Here is a 21991-nt window from a genome sequence, read left to right as displayed (position 1 = left end):
GGCCAACGCCTCGTCTCTTTTTTTGTCTTCTCATTCGGCCCTTCAACTTTATAAGAGTAGGATAAAGTATGACTAAGTAAGCCAAACTTTAAATAGCGAATGGAGGAGAGGTGATGAAACCATGTCTATCCCGAGTAAGGAACGGATACAAATCGACAACGTGACGTTAGCATATGAGTATTACAAACATACTAACCCTCATGTCCATACACTTGTCTTCATTCATGGCTTCCTTTCTTCTTCCTTTAGTTTTCGTAAGCTTCTTCCCCTTCTTAAAAAGAACTATCACTTATTGTGCTTTGATTTACCAGGCTTCGGCGAGAGCGAAAAGAACTGTGATATCCATTATTCGCTTCATGAGTATGCTGCTCTTACAAATCGACTTCTTGAACGAATGCAGATTTCAAAAGCTATCTTGATTGGACATTCAATGGGCGGACAAATTGCTCTTCGCGCGTGTATTCAGCACCCAGAAAGAATTGAAAAGCTTATTCTCCTATGTAGCTCAAGCTATATTAAATCTTCTTCATTAGCTATTCGATTATGCTCTTATCTCCCTTTTTTTCCACTTTGCCTTAGCTTATCAATGAGTGCCATTAATTTAAGAAAGAATTTTGAACATCTCGTTTATGACCATAAGCTACTCACGCAAGAAGTCATCGACGGCTACACATCGAGTTTTAATGAAAAAGGTTTCTTTCTTGCGCTTTCTCGCCTCATACGAGATCGAGAAGAGGATTTATCTACGAGCACATTAAATAAAATTAATTTCCCTACCCTCTTAATTTGGGGAACCGACGACCATCTTGTACCTATACGCGTAGGTGAACGCATGAAAAAAGACCTGCCTGACGCAGATCTTCTTACCCTCTCTCATACTGGACACCTTATCCCAGAAGAAAGGCCTGTGGAAGTGTCACAAGCCATTCACCAGTTCTTACAAAAATAACAAAAACCGCACCTCGTAGTACGGTTATTTGTTTGCGACTAATTGTGGTTCTTCCTTTAGTAGAATACTTAAAAAACCTGACGTTACGAGAAAAGCTGCTGGGATAATATAAAAAATCGATAGAAAAATAATTCCTCCTGCTGCTGAAACGAGGAGACTAAACCCTCCTACAATAGGTCTTGTTTTCACAAAATAACAACCTAGTACAGCAAACGCCGGAAAAATAAAAGCAGTTAAAAACGAAATATCTTTGACTTGAATTAGAGGTATCACATTAAACCTTGAGAGCACTGCTGCGATAATGCCTAGAACACATCCAGCAACGGCCAGTTTAAACATGCGCTTTTGTTTCATCTTATTCCCTCTCTCATTATGAACCATACTCTTCTTACATCTATTCGAGTTCGAAACGCTTCATCCTTCTCTTCTTTCATACTTTCCACTAAACGATTCCATTTTAACATGAAAATTCAGCCTTAAGACTGAGAAAAGTTCAACCGTAAGAAACTCCAATTCACTCACATATTCCTATACACTCTAGATAGAGACAAAATGATAACACTTATTAATATTTCACTATTGTAACCGGGATCGAATTTGGAAACTAGTATCAAAACAAACCATTACACCACACTATTTCCCTAAAAGGAAATATATTCTTCCAGATCCTAGTTACTTCAAGTGACAATCCAGTGTTATTGCAGGAAACAAGCTATCAACTGTCAAATATGTTCATGTATAGGTGACAGAATGAATTGAGGAGATTAGATGAAACGTATACAAACTGGACGATTCCTCGCCGCGATTTTTTTCGTTGCTCTCGGAATCTTTCTTCTTCTTATAAATATCGGCATTATTTCCATGGAAATGACGGAGGCAATTGTCTATTTTTATCCCTTCTTGTTGTTTCTGCTCGGTGGAAAGTACTTTTTTGATGCCCTATTACCTTCAACGAGAAGGAAGAAATGGACAACCGGTGTGCTACTACTCACCTTTGGACTACTTCTGATCCTTGATCGTTTCGAATTAATCGACTTTAGTTTCTGGAGTATTTGGAAACTATGGCCGCTTATATTCGTAATGATTGGCTTTAAATTCCTAGGGAGATATCGAAAAAGCCAGGGATTCAGTCTCGTGAAAGACCATTCCTATAATAAGCCAAATTGGCAGGTTCATACGATGAATGATTGGAGTTTTGTGTGCGATTATAACTTCGATTTTTCAACGACACTTATCCCAGAGGAAGAAACCGTCATTACGCTGTCAGGATTTGTTGGTGATATTAATATTATTTTCCCAGATGATATCCCATTTAAAATTGACGGCACAGCCCATGTACTTTCGGCTACAATTGATCAGCATAACCAGGACAACGTCGGAAAGGGTCACGCCTTAACTTACAAAACAGACGATTTCGATGACGCTCTCCAACGAATCGTATTCTATCTTGACTTCTCCGTACTTGATTTACGAGTTGATCGGATTTAGAGAAAGGTGCCATAGCTGTGAATAAATCAACGCTCAGATGGAAATTATTCAAGTCACTTCTATATACTGCTTTATTTACTGGGGTACTTTATTTCCTAGTTATCCAAATTGCACTGTTTTTCCAGCCTAATGCCGTATCTGTGCTATTCAGTTTATTATCACCGCTTTTAGTCATGGTTCTTGTGGTTCTGTTAGGAAGCTATTTCAGCTATAAAGATACGCTCTCCATCAGAAATCGACTTGAAGATATCTCCACCCAAATCATCATTCTTTCGAGAGGCAAGTTCACTGAAAAAATGAAAATGACAGACAAAGATGAAATTGGTCGGATTAGTAGTGAATTAAACGAACTGGCCGACAAGCTGCAGAAGCAAGTAACCTCTCTACAGAATTTAGTTAACCAAAAAGCTGACTTAGCTGAGAAAGCAAGAGGAGCAGCTATTATCGAGGAACGTCAACGACTTGCAAGAGACCTTCATGATGCTGTCAGTCAACAGCTTTTCGCGTTAAATATGATGTCCTCTGCTTCCATAAAGATGATGGATCGAGATATTGAAACGGCTAAATCACAAATGTTGGATGTCGCAGACCTCGCAAGTAAAGCACAAGTTGAAATGCGAGCCCTTCTTCTCCACCTCCGCCCGATTCACCTATCTGAAGATTCATTAAGCGAAGGAGTGAGGAAGCTTGTCGATGAGTTAGAAAGAAAATCTGGAGTTACCTTTCACGTCACACTTGATGATCTTCCGGAGCTTTCTAGTGGTATTGATGAGAATTTATTCCGAATCGTTCAAGAAAGCCTCGGGAATGCTCTCCGGCATGCCGAAGCATCTGTGATTCGAATTACAGTTAAACTTAAGAAGAACCAGTTTATATTACATATTAAAGATAATGGAAAAGGGTTTGAAATGAATGAGAACAAAAAAGGAGCATACGGACTAGGTTCTATGCAGGAGCGATGCGATGAAATCGGCGGACAGTTCCGCATCTCTTCTCGCGCTGATGAAGGAACCCTGGTTGAAGTACGTGTGCCGTTGGAGGGTTTGAACGATGGCAGAGATTAAGATGATGATTGTAGATGACCACGATATGGTGCGAAAGGGATTGAAAGCTTATCTTCTGACAGAACCAGATTTTCAAATCGTAGGCGAAGCTTCTAATGGCAAGGAAGCTGTCACTCTAGTGAATGAAATGAATCCTGATGTGATCTTAATGGACCTTATAATGCCAGAGATGTCGGGCATTGAGGCAACAAAAGAAATCATGACCGTGAGGCCAAATACAAAGATTATTATCATCACGAGTTTCTATGATGATGAGCAGGTGTTTCCTGCGATTGAAGCAGGTGCCTTTAGCTATCTTCTAAAAACAGCTTCTGCTGATGAAATTATCTCGACCATTCGTAAGGCTGTTCAGGATGAAAGCGTAATCGAACAGAAGGTCGCTCAAAAAATGATGAACCAATTACGCTCAAATCAAAAGAAGTCTTTGCATGATGATCTAACGAAACGCGAAAAAGAAGTTCTGCTATTAATAGGCGAAGGAAAAACAAATAATCAAATTGCCGAAGAACTATACATTGGATTAAAAACAGTGAAAACACATGTAAGTAATATTTTGGGGAAACTCGGTGTCAATGATCGAACTCAGGCTGCAGTTTATGCGATAAGAAACGGCATGGTTCGTTAACACGTTATCTTCTAGAATATGCCTTTTAGTTTAGCACCCCTCTTAACTGCCTCGCATTTACTATAGGGAGTAGTGATTGAAGGAGGAACTAGCTATGGCAGAGAATTATAAAAAATGGTCAGAGCTTCCGTATGCAGGTGAAAACGAGCCGCCTCATAATCCAGAAGAACCTTACGCTGGATCATGGTCAGATTATTATATACGTAATAAACCACCAGGGCGTTTTACCACATTAAGCGGAAGACCCTTTCGACTGGACATCAAGCCACCAGCATCGATCGATTGGGACAGTGAGTTAAAAAAGGTCAAACATGCACAGAAAGACCTTAATCCGAAGCAAGCCACTTTAGCTGAATATTGGGGGACAGGTGTAGCCAGTAAACAATGGACTCCGATTATTGATAAGTTAATTGATACGTACAACGTAACAGCACCTCGAGCAGCAAGAATTCTTGCAGGCGTAGCAACCGGCATGAATGATGCTTTTACAACTGCCTGGTATTTAAAATACCGTTGGAATGTTGCAAGACCAAATCAACTGGATCACGATTTCAAATCGCTGCTCTGTATGCCAAGACATCCCACCTATCCATCAGGACATGCAACGGTAGGAGCAGCTACAGCAGAAATCCTTTCTTATTTCTTTCCTGCAGAGCAAGAACGATTAAGAGAACTCGCGAAAGAGTGCGCTGACTCACGACTCTATGCTGGAGTGCACTTCCCAGTTGATAATGAAGAAGGACTTCGCCTCGGAAAACAAATAGGTTCCATCGTCGCTGCTGAGTTGGAAAGTCAAGATAATGTTCGTGGGCAAACAATTGATGTACCATACCGAGAAAGTCATCACGCTAAATTAGCACCTCCGCCATACAAGCAGGCAATTGAGTATCCATTCGATTCGAAATGTGATTCTTCAACTAAAAATCCTTTTGTGCGAAGTAATACAAAACAACCTAAACCAAAACTCTTTTTCTAACGATTCTATCCCACATTTGAATTGGATCACTTTGCGATAAATCAAAAAGTGATCCAATTTTTCTATGTCTTCTTACCGTACAAATAGAGGAAGTTTCGTTATAATAGATGGAAGATTAGCAGATGAAAGGATCTTACATATGAAGCATTTACTACTTCTTACCTTTATGGTGTTCTCCATTGCAGGATGTCAATCAAGCAAAGAAGAAACAGCCAATATAACGGTTGCCGCAGCGGCTAGTTTAAGTGATGCGATGAAAGAGTTAAATTCTCTTTACGAACAAGAACACCCTGATACAGAAATCACTCTAAATCTTGCATCATCCGGTGTTCTAGCCAATCAGATCAAGCAAGGCGCACCTATAGATGTCTACTTCTCTGCATCAGAGTCTTATTTCGATGATATTAAAAAGGAAGACCTGCTTGAAATCGAAACAAATTTACTGCGAAATAAACTCGTTCTAATTAAAAGCCAATCATCTAAATTGAGTAGCTTTGACCAATTAGATGAAAGTCATGAAGGTCGTTTTGCGATCGGAACCCCTGAAACGGTCCCAGCTGGAGCCTATGCAAAAGAAGCGCTGCAATACGCAAACAAGTGGGATAAGCTAGAAGATCAGCTAATCTTCAGTAAAGATGTGCGACAGGTTCTGACTTACGTTGAAACAGGTAATGCCGATGCAGGTATTGTTTATGAAACCGACTATCGCTCTTCTAGCAAAGTAACCTTGGTAGAAGATGTACCTATCCAATCGTATTCACCGATCATTTATCCTGCCGGGATCGTCAAAGGAGCTAACGAAGGTGCCAGTGACTACTTCACATTCTTACAAAGCGATGAAGCATTAGCGATTTTTGAATCCTATGGTTTCCAAAGTGACGTGACTGCAAATGACTGAATTCCTTGATCCTATACTAATTTCACTTAAAATCTCTCTCGTCGCAAGTATCATCGTGACAGTCCTCGGTATTATCATTAGTCACCTAATGGCAGGAAAGAATTTTCGCGGGAAAAGTTTGATCGACACCGTTATAATGCTCCCGCTTGTGCTGCCTCCTTCGGTTGTCGGCTTTATTCTACTCGTCCTCTTTGGCGCTTCAAGTCCAATTGGTCAGTGGATTGAGACGATCTTCGAGCACTCACTCATTTTCACGTGGCAAGCAGGTGTTGTCGCGGCAAGTGTCGTTGCATTCCCGCTCATGTATCAATCAGCTAAAGTCGGTTTTGAGTCAGTTGATCGAGATATTGAGGATGCAGCACGGGTAGATGGAGCAGGAAAATGGACGGTTTTAAGAATCATCTCAATTCCACTTGCTTCAAACGCTCTTATCTCTGGGATTATCTTAAGCTTCGCTCGTGCACTTGGGGAATTTGGAGCGACTTTAATGTTCGCCGGAAACCTCCCCGGAAAAACACAAACCATGCCCACGGCTATTTATGTTGCCATTGATTCTGGTCAAATGACACTTGCCTGGTCCTGGGTGATCGTAACCATTACCATCTCAACGATCATGCTTTTTTTATCTTACCGAGTAGCGATTAAAATATAAAAAACTCGCTTACGCGAGTTTTTTACTCTTCTGTATTCATTTCTTCTTCCTCAGGCTCAGCCGATGCTGGATAGAATTCTTTCCGCAAATGAATTTTCTCAATGAAAGGGTCTTCACTCTTACCTTCCGTTCCATAAATCGTCACATCAGTAAATCCTTCAATAAGATAGATCGTTACAGGCTTCTCAAATGGATTCGACCCTTTTCTAACCTCTTCAACTTCAAAACCTAAACTCGCGAGGAGAAGGCGGTTATCCTCAAGATAATGCAGCCCTTCTGGAAAATAATTCATCTCAACGGCGACATTATCTTTGAAAATAACTTCACCATTTTCAAATGTCATTTTCATTGGATCCTTGCGATCTGGCTCAATGCTCTTAGGGAAGTTCGATAGAAATTCCTCACGTGATAAACCTAGTAACTCCGGAGCATTTACAATCAATTCAATCGATGAAGGTTCAAAATCAATCTCTTCTTCAATCTGAGCTTCTTCTTCCTTCACATCATTCGGGGCTTCGTCCTCATTTTGCTGACTGTTTCCTGATGATTCATTTCCATTCCCGATCGCTTCATCAGTAGGCGCACCGCCAAAGGCCGGAACGCCCCAGACGACTATGTATAACAATAGCCAAAAACCGGCAAACATTGCTGCTCTTTTTCTAGAAGATGTTACAAAGGGTTTAATGATATTAGCCGTCATAAGAAGAAATGCGATAACCACCACTGCTTTTAAGAAATCCATTCTCATTCACCTCACAATTAACTATAAGATTATTTGTTCAGCAAATACAACCATTTTCTTCACTATTATGTCGAAACAGTTTTGGTCCTATAGTTCCAATGGTAAAAAGAAGGAGAAATGGTTTATGTATCTAACTACAAGAGTAGGCTCATTTATAGGAGGTTCATCATGTCAGCAAACCGTTACGTTAACTTAACCGTCAAAAACTACTTGTCTGTTCGAAATGACATTCAAACAGGCGACCTTCTCCTTTGTAGTGGCTCATACCCAGTTAGTAAAATCATTCAGAATGTATCCAAATCTCAATTCAGTCACGTTGCTCTTCTATTTCGGTGGATGGATCGCATTATGATGCTAGAAAGCGTGGAAAGTTACGGTGTACGCATCGTACCGCTATCTCATTATTTCCAGGACTATCGAAATTCAGGGCACCCATACAAAGGAAAGCTTTATCTTGCAAGGCATTCTCTCACAAAGAACTTAGACGAAAGTAAGCGTAATGCAATGCTAAGAAGAGGCGCTGATCTAACAGGAAAGCTTTATGACATAGAAGAAATCCTTAAAATCCTGGCAAGCGTCGTGATTGGCGACCTTGAATCGATACCAAATGACAAATACATCTGTTCAGAGTTTATTCAGGAGTGTTTCCAAAAAGCAGGCATCTCTTTCTCAGACGATGGTCGAGGCTTCATTTATCCAGAGCATATTGCAAGTGATCCAGCTGTTCAACCACTATATAAACTCATTCCGTAACATGAACCATCATGATTTTTTATAGCACAATTACACTATTTATTGTGGTAAAAAGCCTATTTTCAAGAAACTCCTCCTAATTGTACGGTTTGTCCAGACAGATTGAATTGGTATAAATATACTAATAGTATCCGACAATGATGGAGGGAGTCACTTGACGTTAATCGTAATTGATCCAGGGCACGGTGGTACAGACCCTGGTGCAACGTATAAAAGTTATCAAGAGAAAAATTTCAACCTTGCCATTGCTCGTATGGTAAGAGATCGTTTATTTTCAAAATACGAAGTTGAAGTGGCATTAACACGCGAATCCGATAAAACCATTGACTTAAAACCTAGAACAAATTTTGCAAATGCGATCAAAGCTGATTTCTATCTTAGCATTCACCATAATGCTGCAGGGGGAAGCGGGTTTGAAACATATATTTTTAATGGCACTGTTCCAAATGAAACCGTCCAACTACAATCGACCATTCACAACAAAATTTCAACTGAGATATTAAAGAAATACAACATCTTGGATCGCGGAAAAAAACGCGCCAACTTTCATGTCTTACGCGAAACGAAAATGAATGCATTGCTAATTGAAGTGTTATTTGTTGATAGTGAAAAAGACCTTAAACTCCTCACCAACCCCGCATTTATGACAGACATATCGACTGTCATTGCTGATGCAACTGCAACCGCCATGAAACTTCCGTTAAAACCTAAGCCGGTCGATGGCACTTTATATAAAGTGATTGCGGGAGCTTTTAGCAAGCGAGATAATGCAGAAACCTATCTCAACATGTTAATCCAAAAAGGCTTTGGGGGTTTTATAGCCACCACTGTCGTCAACAAGGAAACAATCTACCGCATTCAAGTTGGCGCATTTAAGGAAAAAGCAAATGCAGAAGTCTTAGCAGAAAAGTTAAACAAAGCAGGTATTGAAACATTTATACTAGTTGAAAAAGGAAACCCGCCCGTGGTGGTCCCCGAGCCGGAGCCAGACAAAGGCTATAAAATACAGGGCAATGCGGTGTTGTCAGCCGAGCAAATGGATGCTTATACAAGAACCATTAATCCTGGAGCACCAGACCTTGCTGCCCTATATTTGGCGCATAGTAAGAAATATTCCATTCGCGGTGATATTGCGTATGCTCAAGCACTTCACGAAACAAATTTCTTTCGTTTTACTGGTGATGTGAAACCAGAGCAAAATAATTTCGCAGGAATTGGAGCGACCGGAGGCGGAGCAGCAGGTGCCGCCTTTCCAAATGCTTCGACTGGCGTTCTTGCTCATATCCAACACCTCTATGCATATGCTTCGACATCACCTCTTCCGGCATGGGACGAAAAAGTCGATCCAAGATTCGATCTTGTGACACGTGGCTCTGCCACAACATGGCAGGCATTGAATGGAAAATGGGCAGTGCCTGGTTCCAATTACGGTGAGCTCATTCTCTCTTTGTACAAAAAAATGATCGAAACGGCATTAGTCAAAATCGAAAAAGAACAGGCAACATTGCAAACAACACTCAAAAACCTTGAAATTTAACATTTAGATGAAAGAGCGTTCCCCACTTTAGGAGAACGCTCTTTTTTATAACCGGCTATTCTTATACTTTGAAATAGCAGCCTGAACGTGCGGATGATAGGTTGTTTTTATGTAATCCGTTCCTGATGAAATCCACTTTATTGCCGTTTCTGCACGTACCCCAGTAATCATGATATCCACCCCAAGGAGGTTCAATGAGCCGCATAACTTTACCATCATTTCAGAAAACTCTTGATTGAGAGAGGTAACAGACGATAAATCGATAATAAGAGTATTCACCTTCATATCAGCTACTTTTTGAAGTCCTATATCAAGAAGGAATTGAAAACCTACTTCTTCCACAACAGGTTGAAGAGGTAATAATCCCAGTTGATCCATAAGAGGGATTACGTTCACTGCCATGTTCTCCATGCGATCAATCAGTTCTTCTTGTTTTTCATACAAATGAGTCATATCCCGGAATTCTACCATTGCTCCATACATTTTATCAGATTCCCGTAAAACCCTTGTTTGAATGGTTAAATACAGGTTATATATCCCCCAACTATACGGCATAGCTTCGACGAAATACTCTTCTCCCGTTTCAATCGTCCTCTCCACATGACGCACTTCTTCTGGCGCTAACGGGAAAATTTCGTATACATTTTCCCCTAACACATCTTCACGCTTAACTTTTAGTAACTTTTCCGCTACTTCGTTCATGTGTATGATGCGAAAATCCAAATCGATCGCTAAAATACCACATGATATATGGTTCAATATATGATCCTGCACTATACTCACTACATCACTCCTATTAGATCAGGGTCATGAAACAAAAGGAGAGGATCGCCTACTCAATTCGTCCATTACATCTCTGTCAGTCTATTATGGAGCTACCAGCTTTCCCATTCGTATTTATTCTAAATATTACATTCTACATCAAACTTTATTTCCCTGTCTTTGTAAATGAAACATTTTGTCTACTATAAATTTCTCTCCATATCTAGTAACTTTCTGAACACAAAAAAACTGCCTATAAGGCAGTTTTCAATCCCAAGCAAACCGCTGTTCTTTCCACGGGTCACCATACATATGATAACCATTCCGTTCCCAAAAGCCCTGCTGATTTTCTGACCGAAATTTAATGGCGCGAATCCATTTCGCACTTTTCCAGAAATACAGATGGGGTACTACCATTCTGATCGGATAGCCGTGTTCTGGGGTTAACATTTCCCCATTATGTTTGTAAGCAAGAAGGCTCGATTCTGCAAGAAAATCTTCAAGCGGAAGATTCGTAGTCCACCCTTCTTCTGCCTCTAACATAACAAACCTGGCTTCCTTTCGAATGCCTACATGATCTGCTATCGTCCGTGTTGCAATGCCTTCCCATTCATTATCAAACTTCGACCAGCCTGTCACACAGTGAATATCATTTGTTTTTGACATCTCAGGTAGAGCCATTAGCTGTTCAAAGGTTAGAACCGTAGGGCGCTCAACAAGGCCTCCTATTCTTAAATCCCAATTTGAAAGATTTTTTTCATAATATGGAACGTCCCCAACGTGTAGAACTGGCCATCCCTTCGTTACGCGTTGATTAGGAGGAACACGATCGCTGTTTTGCTCCTTTACTTTACCAAAGTACATACGCCACCTCATTTCATAGCTGTTTTATTTAGTGTAACAGAATACACCGAACCTTCTTTTATAGAATGCTCTATAATAAGCAAAAAGAAAAACACGGAGAGCACTCTCCGTGTTTTTCTTAGTTAAAAGATCATAGCTGCAATCCAGCCAAATAAGATAAGCGGGATATTATAGTGTAGGAACGTTGGGACAACCGTATCCCAAATGTGATTATGCTGACCATCTGCATTTAGTCCTGATGTAGGGCCTAATGTACTATCTGATGCAGGTGAACCCGCATCTCCGAGGGCTGCGGCAGTTCCGACAAGCGCAATTGTTGCCATTGGGCTAAATCCTAATTCCATAGCAAGTGGAACATAAATCGCTGCAATAATTGGAATGGTTGAGAATGATGATCCGATTCCCATCGTAATAAACAATCCGACGATTAACATCAAAAGAGCCGCTAGCGCTTTATTATCGCCTATTAATCCGGATGCTTGTGTTACAAGCGATTGAACTTCACCCGTTTGTCTTAGAACTTCAGCGAACCCATTCGCTGCAAGCATCACAAAACCAATGAATGCCATCATTTTCATACCGTCTGTTAAAATCGCTTCAGATTCAGCCAATCGAATGCTCCCCGTAATATAAAGGACGATAATACCTGAAAGTGCGCCTAGAATCATTGATTCAGTTGGAATCTGAACGGCAAGGGTAACGACTACAGATAAAATTGCAAATAGGATGGAGCGATTTGAATAACTATATGTCTCAGATGTATCTTCCTGAGCAATAGATAGTTGTTTATACGCCCTTGGCTTGCGGTATGAAATGAAGACCGCAATAAGGAGACCAACGACGAGTCCAGCTGTTGGCAACAGCATAGCTGTCGGTATAGAGGAAAGTTCAATTTCCATGCCACTATCAGCCATATTCGACTGAAGAATTTCGTGAAATATTTTACCGAAACCAGCCGGTAACAGAATGTATGGTGCGGTTAGTCCAAAAGTCAGAACAGCTGCTACCGCTCTACGATCCATTCCAAGTTCATTTAACACCTGAAGAATAGGTGGGATAAGAATGGGAATGAACGCAATGTGAACAGGTACTAGGTTCTGAGAGAAACATGAGATGAGAAGAATGACAAAGAGAATGAGAACTTTAGCAAGTCCCTTCTTCCGATCTCCTCCACGACGATTAACCATCTTTAGAGCACGCTCAACAATTAATTCAGGAAGTCCAGTGCGAGTAAGACCTACAGCAAAGCTACCAAGCAACGCATAGCTCAGTGCAACAGTCGCTCCTCCTCCAAGTCCTGAACTAAACGCTTCGATTGTATCATTAAGAGAAAGTCCCCCTAATAAACCACCGGCGATCGCTCCAATAACAAGTGCAATGACAACATGTATACGAAAAAGGCTTAGCCCTAGCATGATGAGAACTGCAAGAATAACGGCATTCATAACGTAACAACCTTTCAATTAATCCTTTAGTTTGGTAAATCACTAATAAGTTAACACGAAAGAGCAATCGTGTCAATGGAAGACGCTGGTGCTTCCCCATCTTACCATGTGGCAAGTCACAACTTCTTAGGGATATGGTATAATAGACTGACAATTTTATGCATAATATTCTTTGTTTGAAATGGAAGTTAGGTAAGGATTTCATTCACAAAGATCGAAATGAACCACCAAATGAGTAAAGACTTGAAAGTTTATCCTCAACCGTCTTCATTACTTCAATCATTCACTCGATTGAAAGTAAATTTCTTCGGGTACACCATTCATAGGATCAGTTTAGAAAGGAAGATGTTGTCACTCATGGATATTTTGCTAAATTTCCCCCTTTGGGCAGCGCTATTTGGCGTTGTATTTGCCCAGTTTCTGAAAGTACCGATTTATTTTATTGCAACGAAACAAATTAATTGGTCCCTTTTTAATGCAACAGGAGGGATGCCAAGCTCTCATTCCGCCGCTACGACAGCTTTAGCGACAGGAGTTGCACTTGAGACTGGCCTTGATTCTCCTATATTTGCCGTAGCAGCGATGTTCAGCATTATTGTGATGTTTGATTCAACAGGTGTTCGCAGACAAACAGGAGAGCAAGCCATTGTACTAAACCAGCTTGTTCTTAATTTCAATAGATTCGTTTCTGAAGCGAAAAATTGGCAGCAAAAGCAAGAACGAGAGAAAATTGAAGAATTAAAAGAGTTATTAGGGCATAAGCCAATTGAAGTTCTCGTTGGTGGCTTGCTTGGAATTATTTCAACTTTAATTTTATACTACGCTTTTCAAATCGCTTAATTATAGGAGGACTTAAATGCGAATTGTTTCATTGTGTCCTAGTAATACTGAGCTATGCGCCTACCTTGGTTTAACAGATCAGCTTGTCGGTGTTGACGACTTTTCCGACTGGCCAGAACAAATCAGGAGTCTTCCACGTCTTGGTCCCGATCTTTCAATTGATTTGAAGCAAGTTGAAGCGTTGAAACCAGACCTTATTCTCGCATCACTGAGCGTTCCAGGAATGGAGAAAAATATTGAAGGTATGGATGAACTTGGTCTATCTTATACAGTATTAAATCCCAATTCCCTTGAGGACATTTGTAACGATCTCGTTACTCTGGGAGAGCTTACAAATAAAAAGCAGGAAGCCCTCTCTCTTTCCAATCGTTTCAGGAAATTGATTCAGGAGTACAAGGAAATCAGTGATCAAATCCCAGAGAAGCCGGATATTTATTGGGAATGGTGGCCAAAGCCCATTTTCACACCTGGTAAAACAAACTGGCTGACTGAGATTAGTGAACTGGCAGGAGCGAGAAATTCTTTTCGTGATGTGGAACTCGCTTCTGTTCAAACAGATTGGGCAGATGTCGTAAAGCGAAGACCAGACCATATTTGTCTTGCCTGGGTTGGCGTTCGACAGAATAAAGTAAATCCAAAAATCGTTCAAAAACGTCAGGACTGGGATAAGCTTCAAGAAAGTCCCATTCATGTACTTGAAGAATGGCTTTATTGTCGCCCTTCACCACGTTTATTGACCGGCCTCGTCAAACTTGCAGCCATTCTTCATCCTGATCGCTATCCCTCTTTTGAAGGAGAAGATGCTTTCTTAGAAAATGAGAGGTAAACGCAAAACGTCGGAGAGTATACTCTCCGACGTTTTGTAGCTTCTGTTATTCTTTCTCACTCATTAACTCTTGTCTGAAAACTTGCATCGACTCTTCTTCATTCAATGTTAACAACATTTCTTCCGTTAAGGTTCCATCACCTTTTTCGATCAGATATACGTCGAGTGTCTTTTTCCCCCACTCATTATAAACATCATTAACTGTGTCGTAATAGAGATCAATTCGCTTCCCAGTTATCGCACTTCCTGTATCTGCTACAACCCCAAAGCCATACTCAGGAATAAAGAGTACACTACCAATTGGAAAGACGGACGTATCAGCAGCGATCGTAGAATAAAGATCCCGCTTTACCTTTACGCCAGAATAGGTGATGCCATATGCAGGGTGCTCAGGTGTTTTCCCTGTTGATTCCTCACCTGCCGTATAGCCTGTAGCCGTTACGGTATGCGTTGGATACTGTGACCAATCCTGAGACGTCGCTAGGCTTGTCCTATCCTTTTCACTGAGTACAGTCTGCTGAGGAAAAATCCACTTCGTTACATCTTGCATTGATAAACCCGATAATAATAAATAAGTTGATAGCAACGCTGCTGCAAAAAGTCCTGTAAAGATCATCCCTTTTGCGATCAGCATGATAAATCGCACATTTTCCACTCCTCTCATGATCTATTCATTTCCAGAGAAGTGAAAACCTATTCATCAAGATAACGTGCTTTTACACATATAAAAAGCTTCTGCCAACAATTGGCGAAGCTTTTAAAACATCTGATATCCTCTTACACGAAGCATTCTGATCGCAACACCTGCGAACACAGCTCCAACAAGTCCAGCAGTTAAAATAATCGCATCGGCACTTCCTAGTGAAAGAAGATCAGTACCTAACGCTTTAAATGATGAACCTGGTGAGGAAAAATATTGAAAAAACGTAACGTTATCAATAATCATGATAACGATTACAGGATAGACAACTGCCATAATCCATGTCGAGCGAAGAAGCATGTTAAGCAGGAATCCAATTCCAAAGAAAAGCACAATAAACAGCAGCATCGAAATAATCAGCTGTGGAATCGCCATCGTTTCACCCCCGAGTAATCATTGTTAGTTTACTGGATTGTCCCATTTTAGTCAATGAACAGAGGGTGAACAAAAGAAAAGCGCAAGCGCCTTGTTTACCTGCGACAAGCTTAAGACGATCCTCAATGTGGCGTTCTTTGCCACAATGAGGATCGGCTTAAGACCTCGAGCAGGTAGGCGCTGGAGCTAGATCAAGAAAAGCGCAAGCGTCCGGTAGGTCCGACAAGCGCTGGAAGCCTTTCAATTGAACACGGTTCCTTGTGTTCAACTGAAAGGCTGAAGCGACTCGAGGACCTGGGCGCTGGAGCTAGATCAATGAAAAGCGCAAGCGTCCGGTAGGTCCGACAAGCGCTGGAGCTAGACCTCAATCCATACATTCTTATTTTGAACCAAAAGAAAAACTAAGCGCTCTCAAACGCTTAGTTAGTTGGATTTTGTTTTGCTCCACTTCCTCCACAGTTATCACATGTTTCCGATCCACCAAGAAGTAGTTGAAAGTACCCCTTTCCCTGGCAATAAGGGCAATCAGTTGCTTTCGCCTTATTTTGTTGTCTTCTCACATCAACCACTCCTTTGTTGTAATTTTCTGATAATATATCAAGAAACGTTGAAAAAGAAAAACACCAAATTTCACACTGACAGCCCGTGTAAGCGAATACATCCTTAGTTATCAGATTATTTCGTCATTTATCAAATCATTTCAACCATTAGTAGGTGATGTGAGCGAATCGGACCTTTCCATCTATAACCGAGGTGTTTCCATTCGTTTTAAAGTTTTCACTTTTTATTGAAGCTCGAATATAACAATTTGTAAGACGTGTACTGAAATTGATTTCCAGGATTCATCTCCGTTATAAACTGATCCATTCCATTCAGAAAAGAAGGAATCATAGACGACGTACGTGGATCAGTAAGCAGTTCCTCCTTTGTTAAAAATCGGGACTCTCCAATTTCATTCGTTTCGGACGTTAGCGTGCCTCCGGTTCTTCTCATATAAAAAACCACTAAGTTATCACTTACATCTTTGTTAATGACACCTGAACGAATTCCTGCTATTCCAGTCGTTTCTGCAACAATACCCGTTTCTTCAAAAATTTCTCGGACAGCTGCTTCATCAACCGTTTCACCCGGATCCACAAATCCAGCAGGAAAAGACCATTTCCCTTTTAAACCACCATACTTCTTCATCACGACGAGATACTTCCCCTCAAATTCCACAATGCCTGCTGCTGCCAACCATACTTTTCCTCTTTCGGTCAAATCGAAATCCTCCCCTGGAATAAATAAAGTAGTACGTTCATAGACTTTACTATAGCCCCTATTCTATTGAATAGATTAGAAAAACTTGGCTGATCGTCATCTCCTTTATGACGATCGCCTTCGTTTTTCTTATTGCGCTGATCACAAATGAATCATTTCATAAGAGCAAAAAAAGGCAAAGACATGACGTCTTTGCCCTCTTTATCGAATGATCTTAAAATAGCTTAAGCTTACCTTTTTTCCAGACAAGCCCTGGCCCACCAAGCATGAAGAGATAGCGATTATCAATCACTTTTTTCATAGCAGACGCTGTGCTACCATAGAGCTTTTTATTCCCAACTTTACCAATCGCTTCGCCTTTACCAAGTGAAGCAACCGTACCTTTGATGTCAGGAGTAAAGCTCTCAAGCTCTTTCCCGCGCACAAGGCTCAATAAGTTCTTAGATACAGCTCCAGCAGCTTGGATCGCAACCTGAGCCGTCGGAGGGAATGGACGATTGATTTCTTCGTTAATAAGAAGAGCACAATCTCCAACAACGAAAACATTATCGTAATCCGGTGTACGCTGATCTTTACGAACAGGAACACGGCCGCGGTTTGTTTCGAAGCCAGAATTTGCAACGATGGAGTTACCTTGCACGCCACCAGTCCAAACAACTGTCGCCGCTTTTACTTCTTCATCCTCACCCAAAATAACGCCGTCTTCTGTTACTTCTTTGATCATTGTGCTCGTACGGAATTCCACACCTTTACGTTCAAGTAGATTCATTCCGTATTCTACAAGCTCCTCATCAAAACCAGGAAGAACAGTTGGGGACGCTTCCACATTAATGATTTTAACGCGATCACGAGGGATATCGAACTCTTTGCACAGTTCAGGAACACGTTCAGCAAGTTCACCAACAAATTCAATTCCAGTGAATCCTGCGCCACCGACAATAATGGTTAGAAGATCATCGCGACGCTTAGACTCATTATTGTAGCTTGCGAACTGGTATTCAATGTGTTCACGAATTTTTCGAACGGAGTTTACGCTACGAATACTGAAGGCATTTTCTTTAAGACCCTTAATACCAAACGTAGCTGGTTCAAAACCAAGTGCTAGCACAAGGTAATCGTATTCAAGTTCACCGTTAGAGAGAATGACGCGCTTTTCATCCGGCTTTACTTCTACGACTGTGTCTTTAATAAATTTGATTTTGTTCATATCAATGACATCTTTGATCATAATTCTTGTTTTGTCATGGTGCATTGTTCCTGCAGCTGGTTCATGAAGCCATGTTGTTTGGTAATGATAGTCATGCTTATTCACAAGCGTAACTTCCACTTCATTTGTTCCCATCTCTTTTTGAAGACGAGCTGCTGTCATAATACCGCCGTACCCTGCACCTAAAATTGCGATTTTTGGCCTACTCACTTGAATCACATCCACCTTTTATCGGTATTTTTTTAGGACATATTGTAGATTTCCCTGCATTGTCCCATCGTGAAACGTCAATAAACGCTAAATATAAGGAATCTCTTTCTCAAAAATGAACAATATTGAATAGGATCAAGAGACATTGTTAAGTATTTCACGTTCTAGACCGAAAAAAATGGTGATCTAGCCCGCACTTTGTCATAAAATTTTCAAATCTGACGCTCCATTCTAATCATATTCTTTTTTTTTTTCTTTTTCAACCTTTATAATGAAAGTTCTAGAGGTGTTTTCACCTTAGGGGTTTAGTTCCGTTTTTATTATGATTATAATAATGAAAGCACATTGAATAAATTATAGGGGGACTGACTTATGACTGACCAACATGAACTTTATGATATAACGATTATTGGTGGAGGTCCTGTTGGCTTATTTACCGCATTCTACGGTGGTATGCGCCAACTTAAAGTAAAGATTATTGAAAGTATGCCACAGCTTGGAGGGCAGCTCTCTGCACTCTATCCTGAAAAATACATTTATGACGTCGCTGGCTTTCCAAAAGTTCTCGCACAAGATCTTGTCGATAATCTTGTCGAACAGGCGAATCAATTTCAACCAGAGGTTGCTTTGGAGCAGTCGGTGGAAGAAGTAACAAAACAAGAAGACGGCACTCTTTACCTTCGTTCAAACACAGGAGACGAGCATTATACGCGAGCAGTTATTATTACTGCTGGTGTTGGGGCCTTCCAACCTCGTCGCTTGAAAGTAGAAGGTGCTGATCTTTATGAAGGAAAGAACCTTCACTATTTCGTAAATGATCTCACAGCATTTGCAGGACAAAAAGTTCTTATTGCTGGTGGAGGAGATTCAGCAGTGGATTGGGCTAATATGCTTGAGCCAATTGCTGAAGAAGTAACACTCATTCACCGTCGAGATAAGTTCAGAGCTCACGAACACAGCGTTGAACAGCTTATGAACTCTTCTGTAAACATTCAAACGCCGTATAACATTACTGAGTTCATTGGTGACGGAGAACGCATTAACCAGGTTGTTCTCGAGCAAGTTAAAGGTGAAGAGAAAATAACGAAAGACGTGGATGCAGTTATTGTGAACTACGGCTTCATTTCTTCTCTTGGACCAATTAAAGAATGGGGCCTTGATATTGAAAAGAACTCCATTGTTGTTAATACCAAAATGGAAACAAACATTCCTGGTATTTATGCAGCTGGTGATGTTGCTACATATGACGGCAAAGTAAAGCTTATCGCCTCTGGATTTGGTGAAGCACCAACAGCTGTTAATAATGCAAAATCCTATATGGATCCTGATGCAAAAGTACAGCCGCTTCACAGCACTAGTCTTTTCGATAAAAAAAAGTAAGTTCAAGGAAAGTGAGGGGTACACATGGATGAGATTCTCTTTATCATCGTGATGATAGCAGGTCTTGGCTTCTCTCTTTATAAAAGTCTTAAAGATACGCCAAAACCGAACTGGAAAACCGTTAAACAAAACCTTTTCCATTCTTCTCACTAAGACGTTAAAAACCCCGTACACTTGTACGGGGTTTTTAATATGTATGTTTTCACCATCCAAGCCCTACTTTGGTTGCTAGAATTTCTTCACCTGAACCATTCAACGTAATTTCATAACGCCCTGAACGATTAGAGTATGCGAGTGTTTTTTCTTTAAATGCGACATTAGCCTGATAGCGCACTTCAAAATCCTCTGCCTCTAAATCTCCAGATCCCTCTTCATGTATCTTTACAGTAAACAACAAAATCCCCTCCTTATACAGTCATTTTATCACCGTCAGAATTCTTGAGATATGACAAATAGTTTACACTAGTACCGTATTTTTCCATGAAAGATATTTTCTTAACAGCACATTCCTTGTGATTATTTTCTTCTTGAAGCGGGTAAACCCAAAATAGACTTAAAATAATCTGTTTACAGGAGGACTTATCAATGAGTAGATTACAAAATAAAACAGCGGTAATTACTGGAGCTGCAACTGGTATTGGACAAGCCACTGTTGAGCTTTTCGCAAAAGAAGGAGCTACAGTTTTATGTGCTGATGTTAATACAGAAGAGATGAGTAAAACAGCTGAGAAGCTAAATAACAACGGAGGTAATGTAAAAACTTTCCACGTTGATGTATCAAGTGAGGAAAGCGTAACGAGTTTTGCTAACCAAGTCAAAGAGGAATATGGCACGATTGATGTTCTCTTTAATAACGCAGGGGTTGACCAGGAAGGTGGAAAAGTCCACGAATACCCAGTCGAATTATTCGATCGCATTGTTTCAGTTGACTTGCGCGGTACATTTTTAACAAGCAAATACTTACTTCCACTCATGATGGATAATGGTGGATCGATTATTAATACGTCATCGATGTCAGGTCGAGCAGCTGATCTGGATCGTTCAGGCTACAACGCAGCAAAAGGTGGTATTACTAACTTTACGAAAGCCATGGCGATTGACTATGCAAGACAGGGAATTCGAGTAAACTCTCTCTCTCCAGGTACGATTGAAACGCCACTAATTGATGAGCTTGCCGGTTCAAAAGAAGAAGAAATGGGTCAGAAATTTAGAGATGCGAATAAGTGGATTACACCACTTGGTAGACTTGGCCGCCCGGATGAAATGGCGAAGGTCGCTCTTTTCTTAGCATCTGATGATAGCTCTTATGTGACAGGTGAGGATATTACAGCTGATGGTGGTATTATGGCGTATACTTGGCCTGGTAAGATGTTAATCGATGAGCAATGGAAAAAGGAAACAGAGTAAGACAAGGAAGCAAAACCCCGATGCAACGAGCATCGGGGTTTCTTTATGAATAAACTTAAGCCCACCACATTTCAGTTGGCTCTTCAACAATTAAAACAGATTGAAGGTTCTTAACAGCCGTTTGGAAGCCTTCGTTAATAGACATGAGTGGATCTTCGTGTTCAATGCTTACAACATGGTCATAGCCATATGTACGAAGTGCGCTCATCATGTGAGACCATTCTTGATTACTATGTCCACAACCAACAGAACGGAAAGTCCATGCTCGTGTCTTCACTTCTCCATAAGGCTGCATGTCTGTTAATCCATGCATGTTCACATTATCCTGATCGATATACGTGTCTTTCGCATGGAAATGATGGATCGCATTTTCTTTTCCAAGAATTTTTATGGCTGCGACAGGGTCAATTCCTTGCCACCACATGTGACTTGGATCGAAGTTTGCACCGATTGCGTCACACGTTAGCTCACGAAGCTTAAGCATCGTGTAAGGTGTATGTACAAGAAACCCGCCATGAAGCTCAAGACCTATTTTCACATTATGATCCTTAGCAAATTGCCCCCACTCTTTCCAATAAGGAACTAGCTTCTCTTCCCATTGCCACTTCAAAATATCTGAGTACTCCGCTGGCCATGGCGTTACTGGCCAATTTGGGTTTTTCGCGTCTTCGCTATCACCGGGCGTTCCTGAGAATGTATTCACTACCGGAACGTTCATTGCCGATGCTAATTTCACAGTCTTAACGAAAGTGTCGTGGCACTCCTCAGCAAATTTCTTATCAGGAGAAATAGGATTCCCGTGACAGCTAAACGCACTAATTTCGAGTCCTCTTGAATGAACTTTATCAAGATATTCCGAGCGCTTCTCTTCACTTTCGAGCAATTCATCCAGATTGCAATGAGCATTACCTGGATAACCTCCCGTTCCGATTTCCACCGCTTTAAGTCCAGATGCTTTCGCATGATCGAGCATCTCTTCGAATGACTTATCTGAGAATAGTACAGTAAATACACCTAGTTTCATAGGACCA

26 protein-coding genes are annotated in these 21991 nt (G+C 40.8%); 14 read left to right on the top strand and 12 right to left on the bottom strand.

Annotated elements, in window-relative coordinates:
* Positions 1–121: 121 nt before the first annotated feature.
* Positions 122–949, top strand: a complete 828-nt coding sequence (locus IQ283_RS05055) for an alpha/beta fold hydrolase (protein WP_194219037.1) — start codon at positions 122–124, stop codon at positions 947–949.
* A 24-nt stretch (positions 950–973) separates the two neighbouring features.
* On the opposite strand, the gene IQ283_RS05050 is transcribed toward IQ283_RS05055, so the two are convergent.
* Positions 974–1303, bottom strand: a complete 330-nt coding sequence (locus tag IQ283_RS05050) for a hypothetical protein (protein ID WP_194219036.1) — start codon at positions 1301–1303, stop codon at positions 974–976.
* Between the two features lie 414 nt (positions 1304–1717).
* On the opposite strand from IQ283_RS05050, the gene IQ283_RS05045 reads away from it, so the two are divergent.
* The 6 genes from IQ283_RS05045 to modB all read left to right on the top strand — a co-directional run bounded on the left by IQ283_RS05045 (position 1718) and on the right by modB (position 6652).
* Positions 1718–2437 (top strand): cell wall-active antibiotics response protein, encoded by a 720-nt coding sequence (locus tag IQ283_RS05045; RefSeq protein ID WP_194219035.1) that lies wholly within the window; start codon positions 1718–1720, stop codon positions 2435–2437.
* Between the two features lie 17 nt (positions 2438–2454).
* The gene (locus IQ283_RS05040) at positions 2455–3501 is read left to right on the top strand and encodes a HAMP domain-containing sensor histidine kinase (RefSeq protein ID WP_194219034.1); all 1047 of its coding nucleotides are present in this window, start codon (positions 2455–2457) and stop codon (positions 3499–3501) included.
* A complete protein-coding gene (locus IQ283_RS05035; protein WP_194219033.1) occupies positions 3488–4126 on the top strand; it encodes a response regulator in 639 nt (212 codons plus the stop codon). The genes IQ283_RS05040 and IQ283_RS05035 overlap by 14 nt, the downstream gene beginning before the upstream one ends.
* A 94-nt stretch (positions 4127–4220) precedes the next feature.
* Positions 4221–5102, top strand: a complete 882-nt coding sequence (locus IQ283_RS05030) for a vanadium-dependent haloperoxidase (RefSeq protein WP_194219032.1) — start codon at positions 4221–4223, stop codon at positions 5100–5102.
* Positions 5103–5241: 139 nt separating this feature from the next.
* Positions 5242–6000 (top strand): molybdate ABC transporter substrate-binding protein, encoded by a 759-nt coding sequence (gene modA, locus IQ283_RS05025; protein ID WP_194219031.1) that lies wholly within the window; start codon positions 5242–5244, stop codon positions 5998–6000.
* A complete protein-coding gene (gene modB / locus IQ283_RS05020) occupies positions 5993–6652 on the top strand; it encodes a molybdate ABC transporter permease subunit (protein ID WP_194219030.1) in 660 nt (219 codons plus the stop codon). Before modA ends, modB begins: the two co-directional genes overlap by 8 nt.
* A 22-nt stretch (positions 6653–6674) precedes the next feature.
* Here modB and IQ283_RS05015 read toward each other — a convergent pair whose 3' ends face one another.
* A complete protein-coding gene (locus tag IQ283_RS05015) occupies positions 6675–7394 on the bottom strand; it encodes a hypothetical protein (RefSeq protein WP_194219029.1) in 720 nt (239 codons plus the stop codon).
* A gap of 168 nt (positions 7395–7562) precedes the next feature.
* Between IQ283_RS05015 and IQ283_RS05010 the strand changes: the two genes are divergently transcribed.
* Together IQ283_RS05010 and IQ283_RS05005 are read left to right on the top strand one after the other, a co-directional pair.
* A complete protein-coding gene (locus tag IQ283_RS05010; protein WP_194219028.1) occupies positions 7563–8147 on the top strand; it encodes a YiiX/YebB-like N1pC/P60 family cysteine hydrolase in 585 nt (194 codons plus the stop codon).
* 154 nt (positions 8148–8301) lie between these two features.
* Entirely contained in the window at positions 8302–9684 is a 1383-nt protein-coding gene (locus IQ283_RS05005) for an N-acetylmuramoyl-L-alanine amidase (protein ID WP_194219027.1), read from the top strand.
* Positions 9685–9729: 45 nt separating this feature from the next.
* Here the strand turns inward: IQ283_RS05005 and IQ283_RS05000 are convergent, their stop codons facing one another.
* The 3 genes from IQ283_RS05000 to IQ283_RS04990 all read right to left on the bottom strand — a co-directional run bounded on the left by IQ283_RS05000 (position 9730) and on the right by IQ283_RS04990 (position 12755).
* The gene (locus IQ283_RS05000) at positions 9730–10467 is read right to left on the bottom strand and encodes a PAS domain-containing protein (RefSeq protein ID WP_194219026.1); all 738 of its coding nucleotides are present in this window, start codon (positions 10465–10467) and stop codon (positions 9730–9732) included.
* Positions 10468–10713: 246 nt separating this feature from the next.
* Entirely contained in the window at positions 10714–11310 is a 597-nt protein-coding gene (locus IQ283_RS04995) for a sulfite oxidase-like oxidoreductase (RefSeq protein WP_194219025.1), read from the bottom strand.
* A 122-nt stretch (positions 11311–11432) separates the two neighbouring features.
* Positions 11433–12755 carry a Na+/H+ antiporter family protein gene (locus IQ283_RS04990; RefSeq protein WP_194219024.1) on the bottom strand — a complete coding sequence of 441 codons (1323 nt, stop codon included), beginning with the start codon at positions 12753–12755 and terminating at the stop codon, positions 11433–11435.
* A gap of 357 nt (positions 12756–13112) precedes the next feature.
* On the opposite strand from IQ283_RS04990, the gene IQ283_RS04985 reads away from it, so the two are divergent.
* Both IQ283_RS04985 and IQ283_RS04980 read left to right on the top strand, forming a co-directional pair.
* Positions 13113–13595: a divergent PAP2 family protein gene (locus tag IQ283_RS04985; protein ID WP_194219610.1), complete on the top strand. Its 483-nt coding sequence runs from the start codon at positions 13113–13115 to the stop codon at positions 13593–13595.
* Positions 13596–13611: 16 nt separating this feature from the next.
* The gene (locus IQ283_RS04980) at positions 13612–14421 is read left to right on the top strand and encodes a cobalamin-binding protein (protein WP_194219023.1); all 810 of its coding nucleotides are present in this window, start codon (positions 13612–13614) and stop codon (positions 14419–14421) included.
* Positions 14422–14467: 46 nt separating this feature from the next.
* On the opposite strand, the gene IQ283_RS04975 is transcribed toward IQ283_RS04980, so the two are convergent.
* The 5 genes from IQ283_RS04975 to IQ283_RS04955 all read right to left on the bottom strand — a co-directional run bounded on the left by IQ283_RS04975 (position 14468) and on the right by IQ283_RS04955 (position 18173).
* A complete protein-coding gene (locus IQ283_RS04975) occupies positions 14468–15055 on the bottom strand; it encodes a 3D domain-containing protein (protein ID WP_276511808.1) in 588 nt (195 codons plus the stop codon).
* 123 nt (positions 15056–15178) lie between these two features.
* A complete protein-coding gene (locus IQ283_RS04970) occupies positions 15179–15496 on the bottom strand; it encodes a YuiB family protein (protein ID WP_194219021.1) in 318 nt (105 codons plus the stop codon).
* Between the two features lie 419 nt (positions 15497–15915).
* Positions 15916–16056: a YuiA family protein gene (locus tag IQ283_RS04965; RefSeq protein ID WP_194219020.1), complete on the bottom strand. Its 141-nt coding sequence runs from the start codon at positions 16054–16056 to the stop codon at positions 15916–15918.
* Between the two features lie 217 nt (positions 16057–16273).
* Positions 16274–16756, bottom strand: coding sequence for an NUDIX hydrolase (locus tag IQ283_RS04960; RefSeq protein ID WP_194219019.1), 483 nt, complete (start codon positions 16754–16756; stop codon positions 16274–16276).
* A gap of 214 nt (positions 16757–16970) precedes the next feature.
* Entirely contained in the window at positions 16971–18173 is a 1203-nt protein-coding gene (locus IQ283_RS04955) for an NAD(P)/FAD-dependent oxidoreductase (protein WP_194219018.1), read from the bottom strand.
* 372 nt (positions 18174–18545) lie between these two features.
* Between IQ283_RS04955 and IQ283_RS04950 the strand changes: the two genes are divergently transcribed.
* Both IQ283_RS04950 and IQ283_RS24245 read left to right on the top strand, forming a co-directional pair.
* Positions 18546–19553 carry an NAD(P)/FAD-dependent oxidoreductase gene (locus IQ283_RS04950; protein ID WP_194219017.1) on the top strand — a complete coding sequence of 336 codons (1008 nt, stop codon included), beginning with the start codon at positions 18546–18548 and terminating at the stop codon, positions 19551–19553.
* A gap of 24 nt (positions 19554–19577) precedes the next feature.
* The gene (locus IQ283_RS24245) at positions 19578–19706 is read left to right on the top strand and encodes a hypothetical protein (RefSeq protein ID WP_276511800.1); all 129 of its coding nucleotides are present in this window, start codon (positions 19578–19580) and stop codon (positions 19704–19706) included.
* Positions 19707–19755: 49 nt separating this feature from the next.
* On the opposite strand, the gene IQ283_RS04945 is transcribed toward IQ283_RS24245, so the two are convergent.
* On the bottom strand, positions 19756–19947 hold the full coding sequence (locus IQ283_RS04945; RefSeq protein WP_194219016.1) for a hypothetical protein: 192 nt from the start codon (positions 19945–19947) through the stop codon (positions 19756–19758).
* Between the two features lie 191 nt (positions 19948–20138).
* Between IQ283_RS04945 and IQ283_RS04940 the strand changes: the two genes are divergently transcribed.
* Positions 20139–20960 carry an SDR family oxidoreductase gene (locus IQ283_RS04940; protein WP_194219015.1) on the top strand — a complete coding sequence of 274 codons (822 nt, stop codon included), beginning with the start codon at positions 20139–20141 and terminating at the stop codon, positions 20958–20960.
* 55 nt (positions 20961–21015) lie between these two features.
* Here the strand turns inward: IQ283_RS04940 and IQ283_RS04935 are convergent, their stop codons facing one another.
* The gene (locus IQ283_RS04935; protein ID WP_194219014.1) at positions 21016–21984 is read right to left on the bottom strand and encodes a sugar phosphate isomerase/epimerase family protein; all 969 of its coding nucleotides are present in this window, start codon (positions 21982–21984) and stop codon (positions 21016–21018) included.
* Positions 21985–21991: the final 7 nt, after the last annotated feature.

This window comes from Pseudalkalibacillus hwajinpoensis, from assembly GCF_015234585.1.
Classification (GTDB): domain Bacteria; phylum Bacillota; class Bacilli; order Bacillales; family Guptibacillaceae; genus Guptibacillus; species Guptibacillus hwajinpoensis_B.
Note: the sequence above shows the minus strand (reverse complement) of the source record. Positions and strands in the feature narration are given on the sequence as shown.

What these genes read in the sequence shown, in the direction of transcription:
- IQ283_RS05055 (WP_194219037.1), top strand. Translation starts at nt 122, where the DNA reads ATGTCTATCCCGAGTAAGGAACGGATACAAATCGACAACGTGACGTTA.
- IQ283_RS05050 (WP_194219036.1), bottom strand. Translation starts at nt 1,303, where the DNA reads ATGAAACAAAAGCGCATGTTTAAACTGGCCGTTGCTGGATGTGTTCTA.
- IQ283_RS05045 (WP_194219035.1), top strand. Translation starts at nt 1,718, where the DNA reads ATGAAACGTATACAAACTGGACGATTCCTCGCCGCGATTTTTTTCGTT.
- IQ283_RS05035 (WP_194219033.1), top strand. Translation starts at nt 3,488, where the DNA reads ATGGCAGAGATTAAGATGATGATTGTAGATGACCACGATATGGTGCGA.
- IQ283_RS05030 (WP_194219032.1), top strand. Translation starts at nt 4,221, where the DNA reads ATGGCAGAGAATTATAAAAAATGGTCAGAGCTTCCGTATGCAGGTGAA.
- modA (WP_194219031.1), top strand. Translation starts at nt 5,242, where the DNA reads ATGAAGCATTTACTACTTCTTACCTTTATGGTGTTCTCCATTGCAGGA.
- modB (WP_194219030.1), top strand. Translation starts at nt 5,993, where the DNA reads ATGACTGAATTCCTTGATCCTATACTAATTTCACTTAAAATCTCTCTC.
- IQ283_RS05015 (WP_194219029.1), bottom strand. Translation starts at nt 7,394, where the DNA reads ATGGATTTCTTAAAAGCAGTGGTGGTTATCGCATTTCTTCTTATGACG.
- IQ283_RS05010 (WP_194219028.1), top strand. Translation starts at nt 7,563, where the DNA reads ATGTCAGCAAACCGTTACGTTAACTTAACCGTCAAAAACTACTTGTCT.
- IQ283_RS04995 (WP_194219025.1), bottom strand. Translation starts at nt 11,310, where the DNA reads ATGTACTTTGGTAAAGTAAAGGAGCAAAACAGCGATCGTGTTCCTCCT.
- IQ283_RS04990 (WP_194219024.1), bottom strand. Translation starts at nt 12,755, where the DNA reads ATGAATGCCGTTATTCTTGCAGTTCTCATCATGCTAGGGCTAAGCCTT.
- IQ283_RS04985 (WP_194219610.1), top strand. Translation starts at nt 13,113, where the DNA reads ATGGATATTTTGCTAAATTTCCCCCTTTGGGCAGCGCTATTTGGCGTT.
- IQ283_RS04980 (WP_194219023.1), top strand. Translation starts at nt 13,612, where the DNA reads ATGCGAATTGTTTCATTGTGTCCTAGTAATACTGAGCTATGCGCCTAC.
- IQ283_RS04975 (WP_276511808.1), bottom strand. Translation starts at nt 15,055, where the DNA reads ATGCTGATCGCAAAAGGGATGATCTTTACAGGACTTTTTGCAGCAGCG.
- IQ283_RS04970 (WP_194219021.1), bottom strand. Translation starts at nt 15,496, where the DNA reads ATGGCGATTCCACAGCTGATTATTTCGATGCTGCTGTTTATTGTGCTT.
- IQ283_RS04950 (WP_194219017.1), top strand. Translation starts at nt 18,546, where the DNA reads ATGACTGACCAACATGAACTTTATGATATAACGATTATTGGTGGAGGT.
- IQ283_RS24245 (WP_276511800.1), top strand. Translation starts at nt 19,578, where the DNA reads ATGGATGAGATTCTCTTTATCATCGTGATGATAGCAGGTCTTGGCTTC.
- IQ283_RS04940 (WP_194219015.1), top strand. Translation starts at nt 20,139, where the DNA reads ATGAGTAGATTACAAAATAAAACAGCGGTAATTACTGGAGCTGCAACT.
- IQ283_RS04935 (WP_194219014.1), bottom strand. Translation starts at nt 21,984, where the DNA reads ATGAAACTAGGTGTATTTACTGTACTATTCTCAGATAAGTCATTCGAA.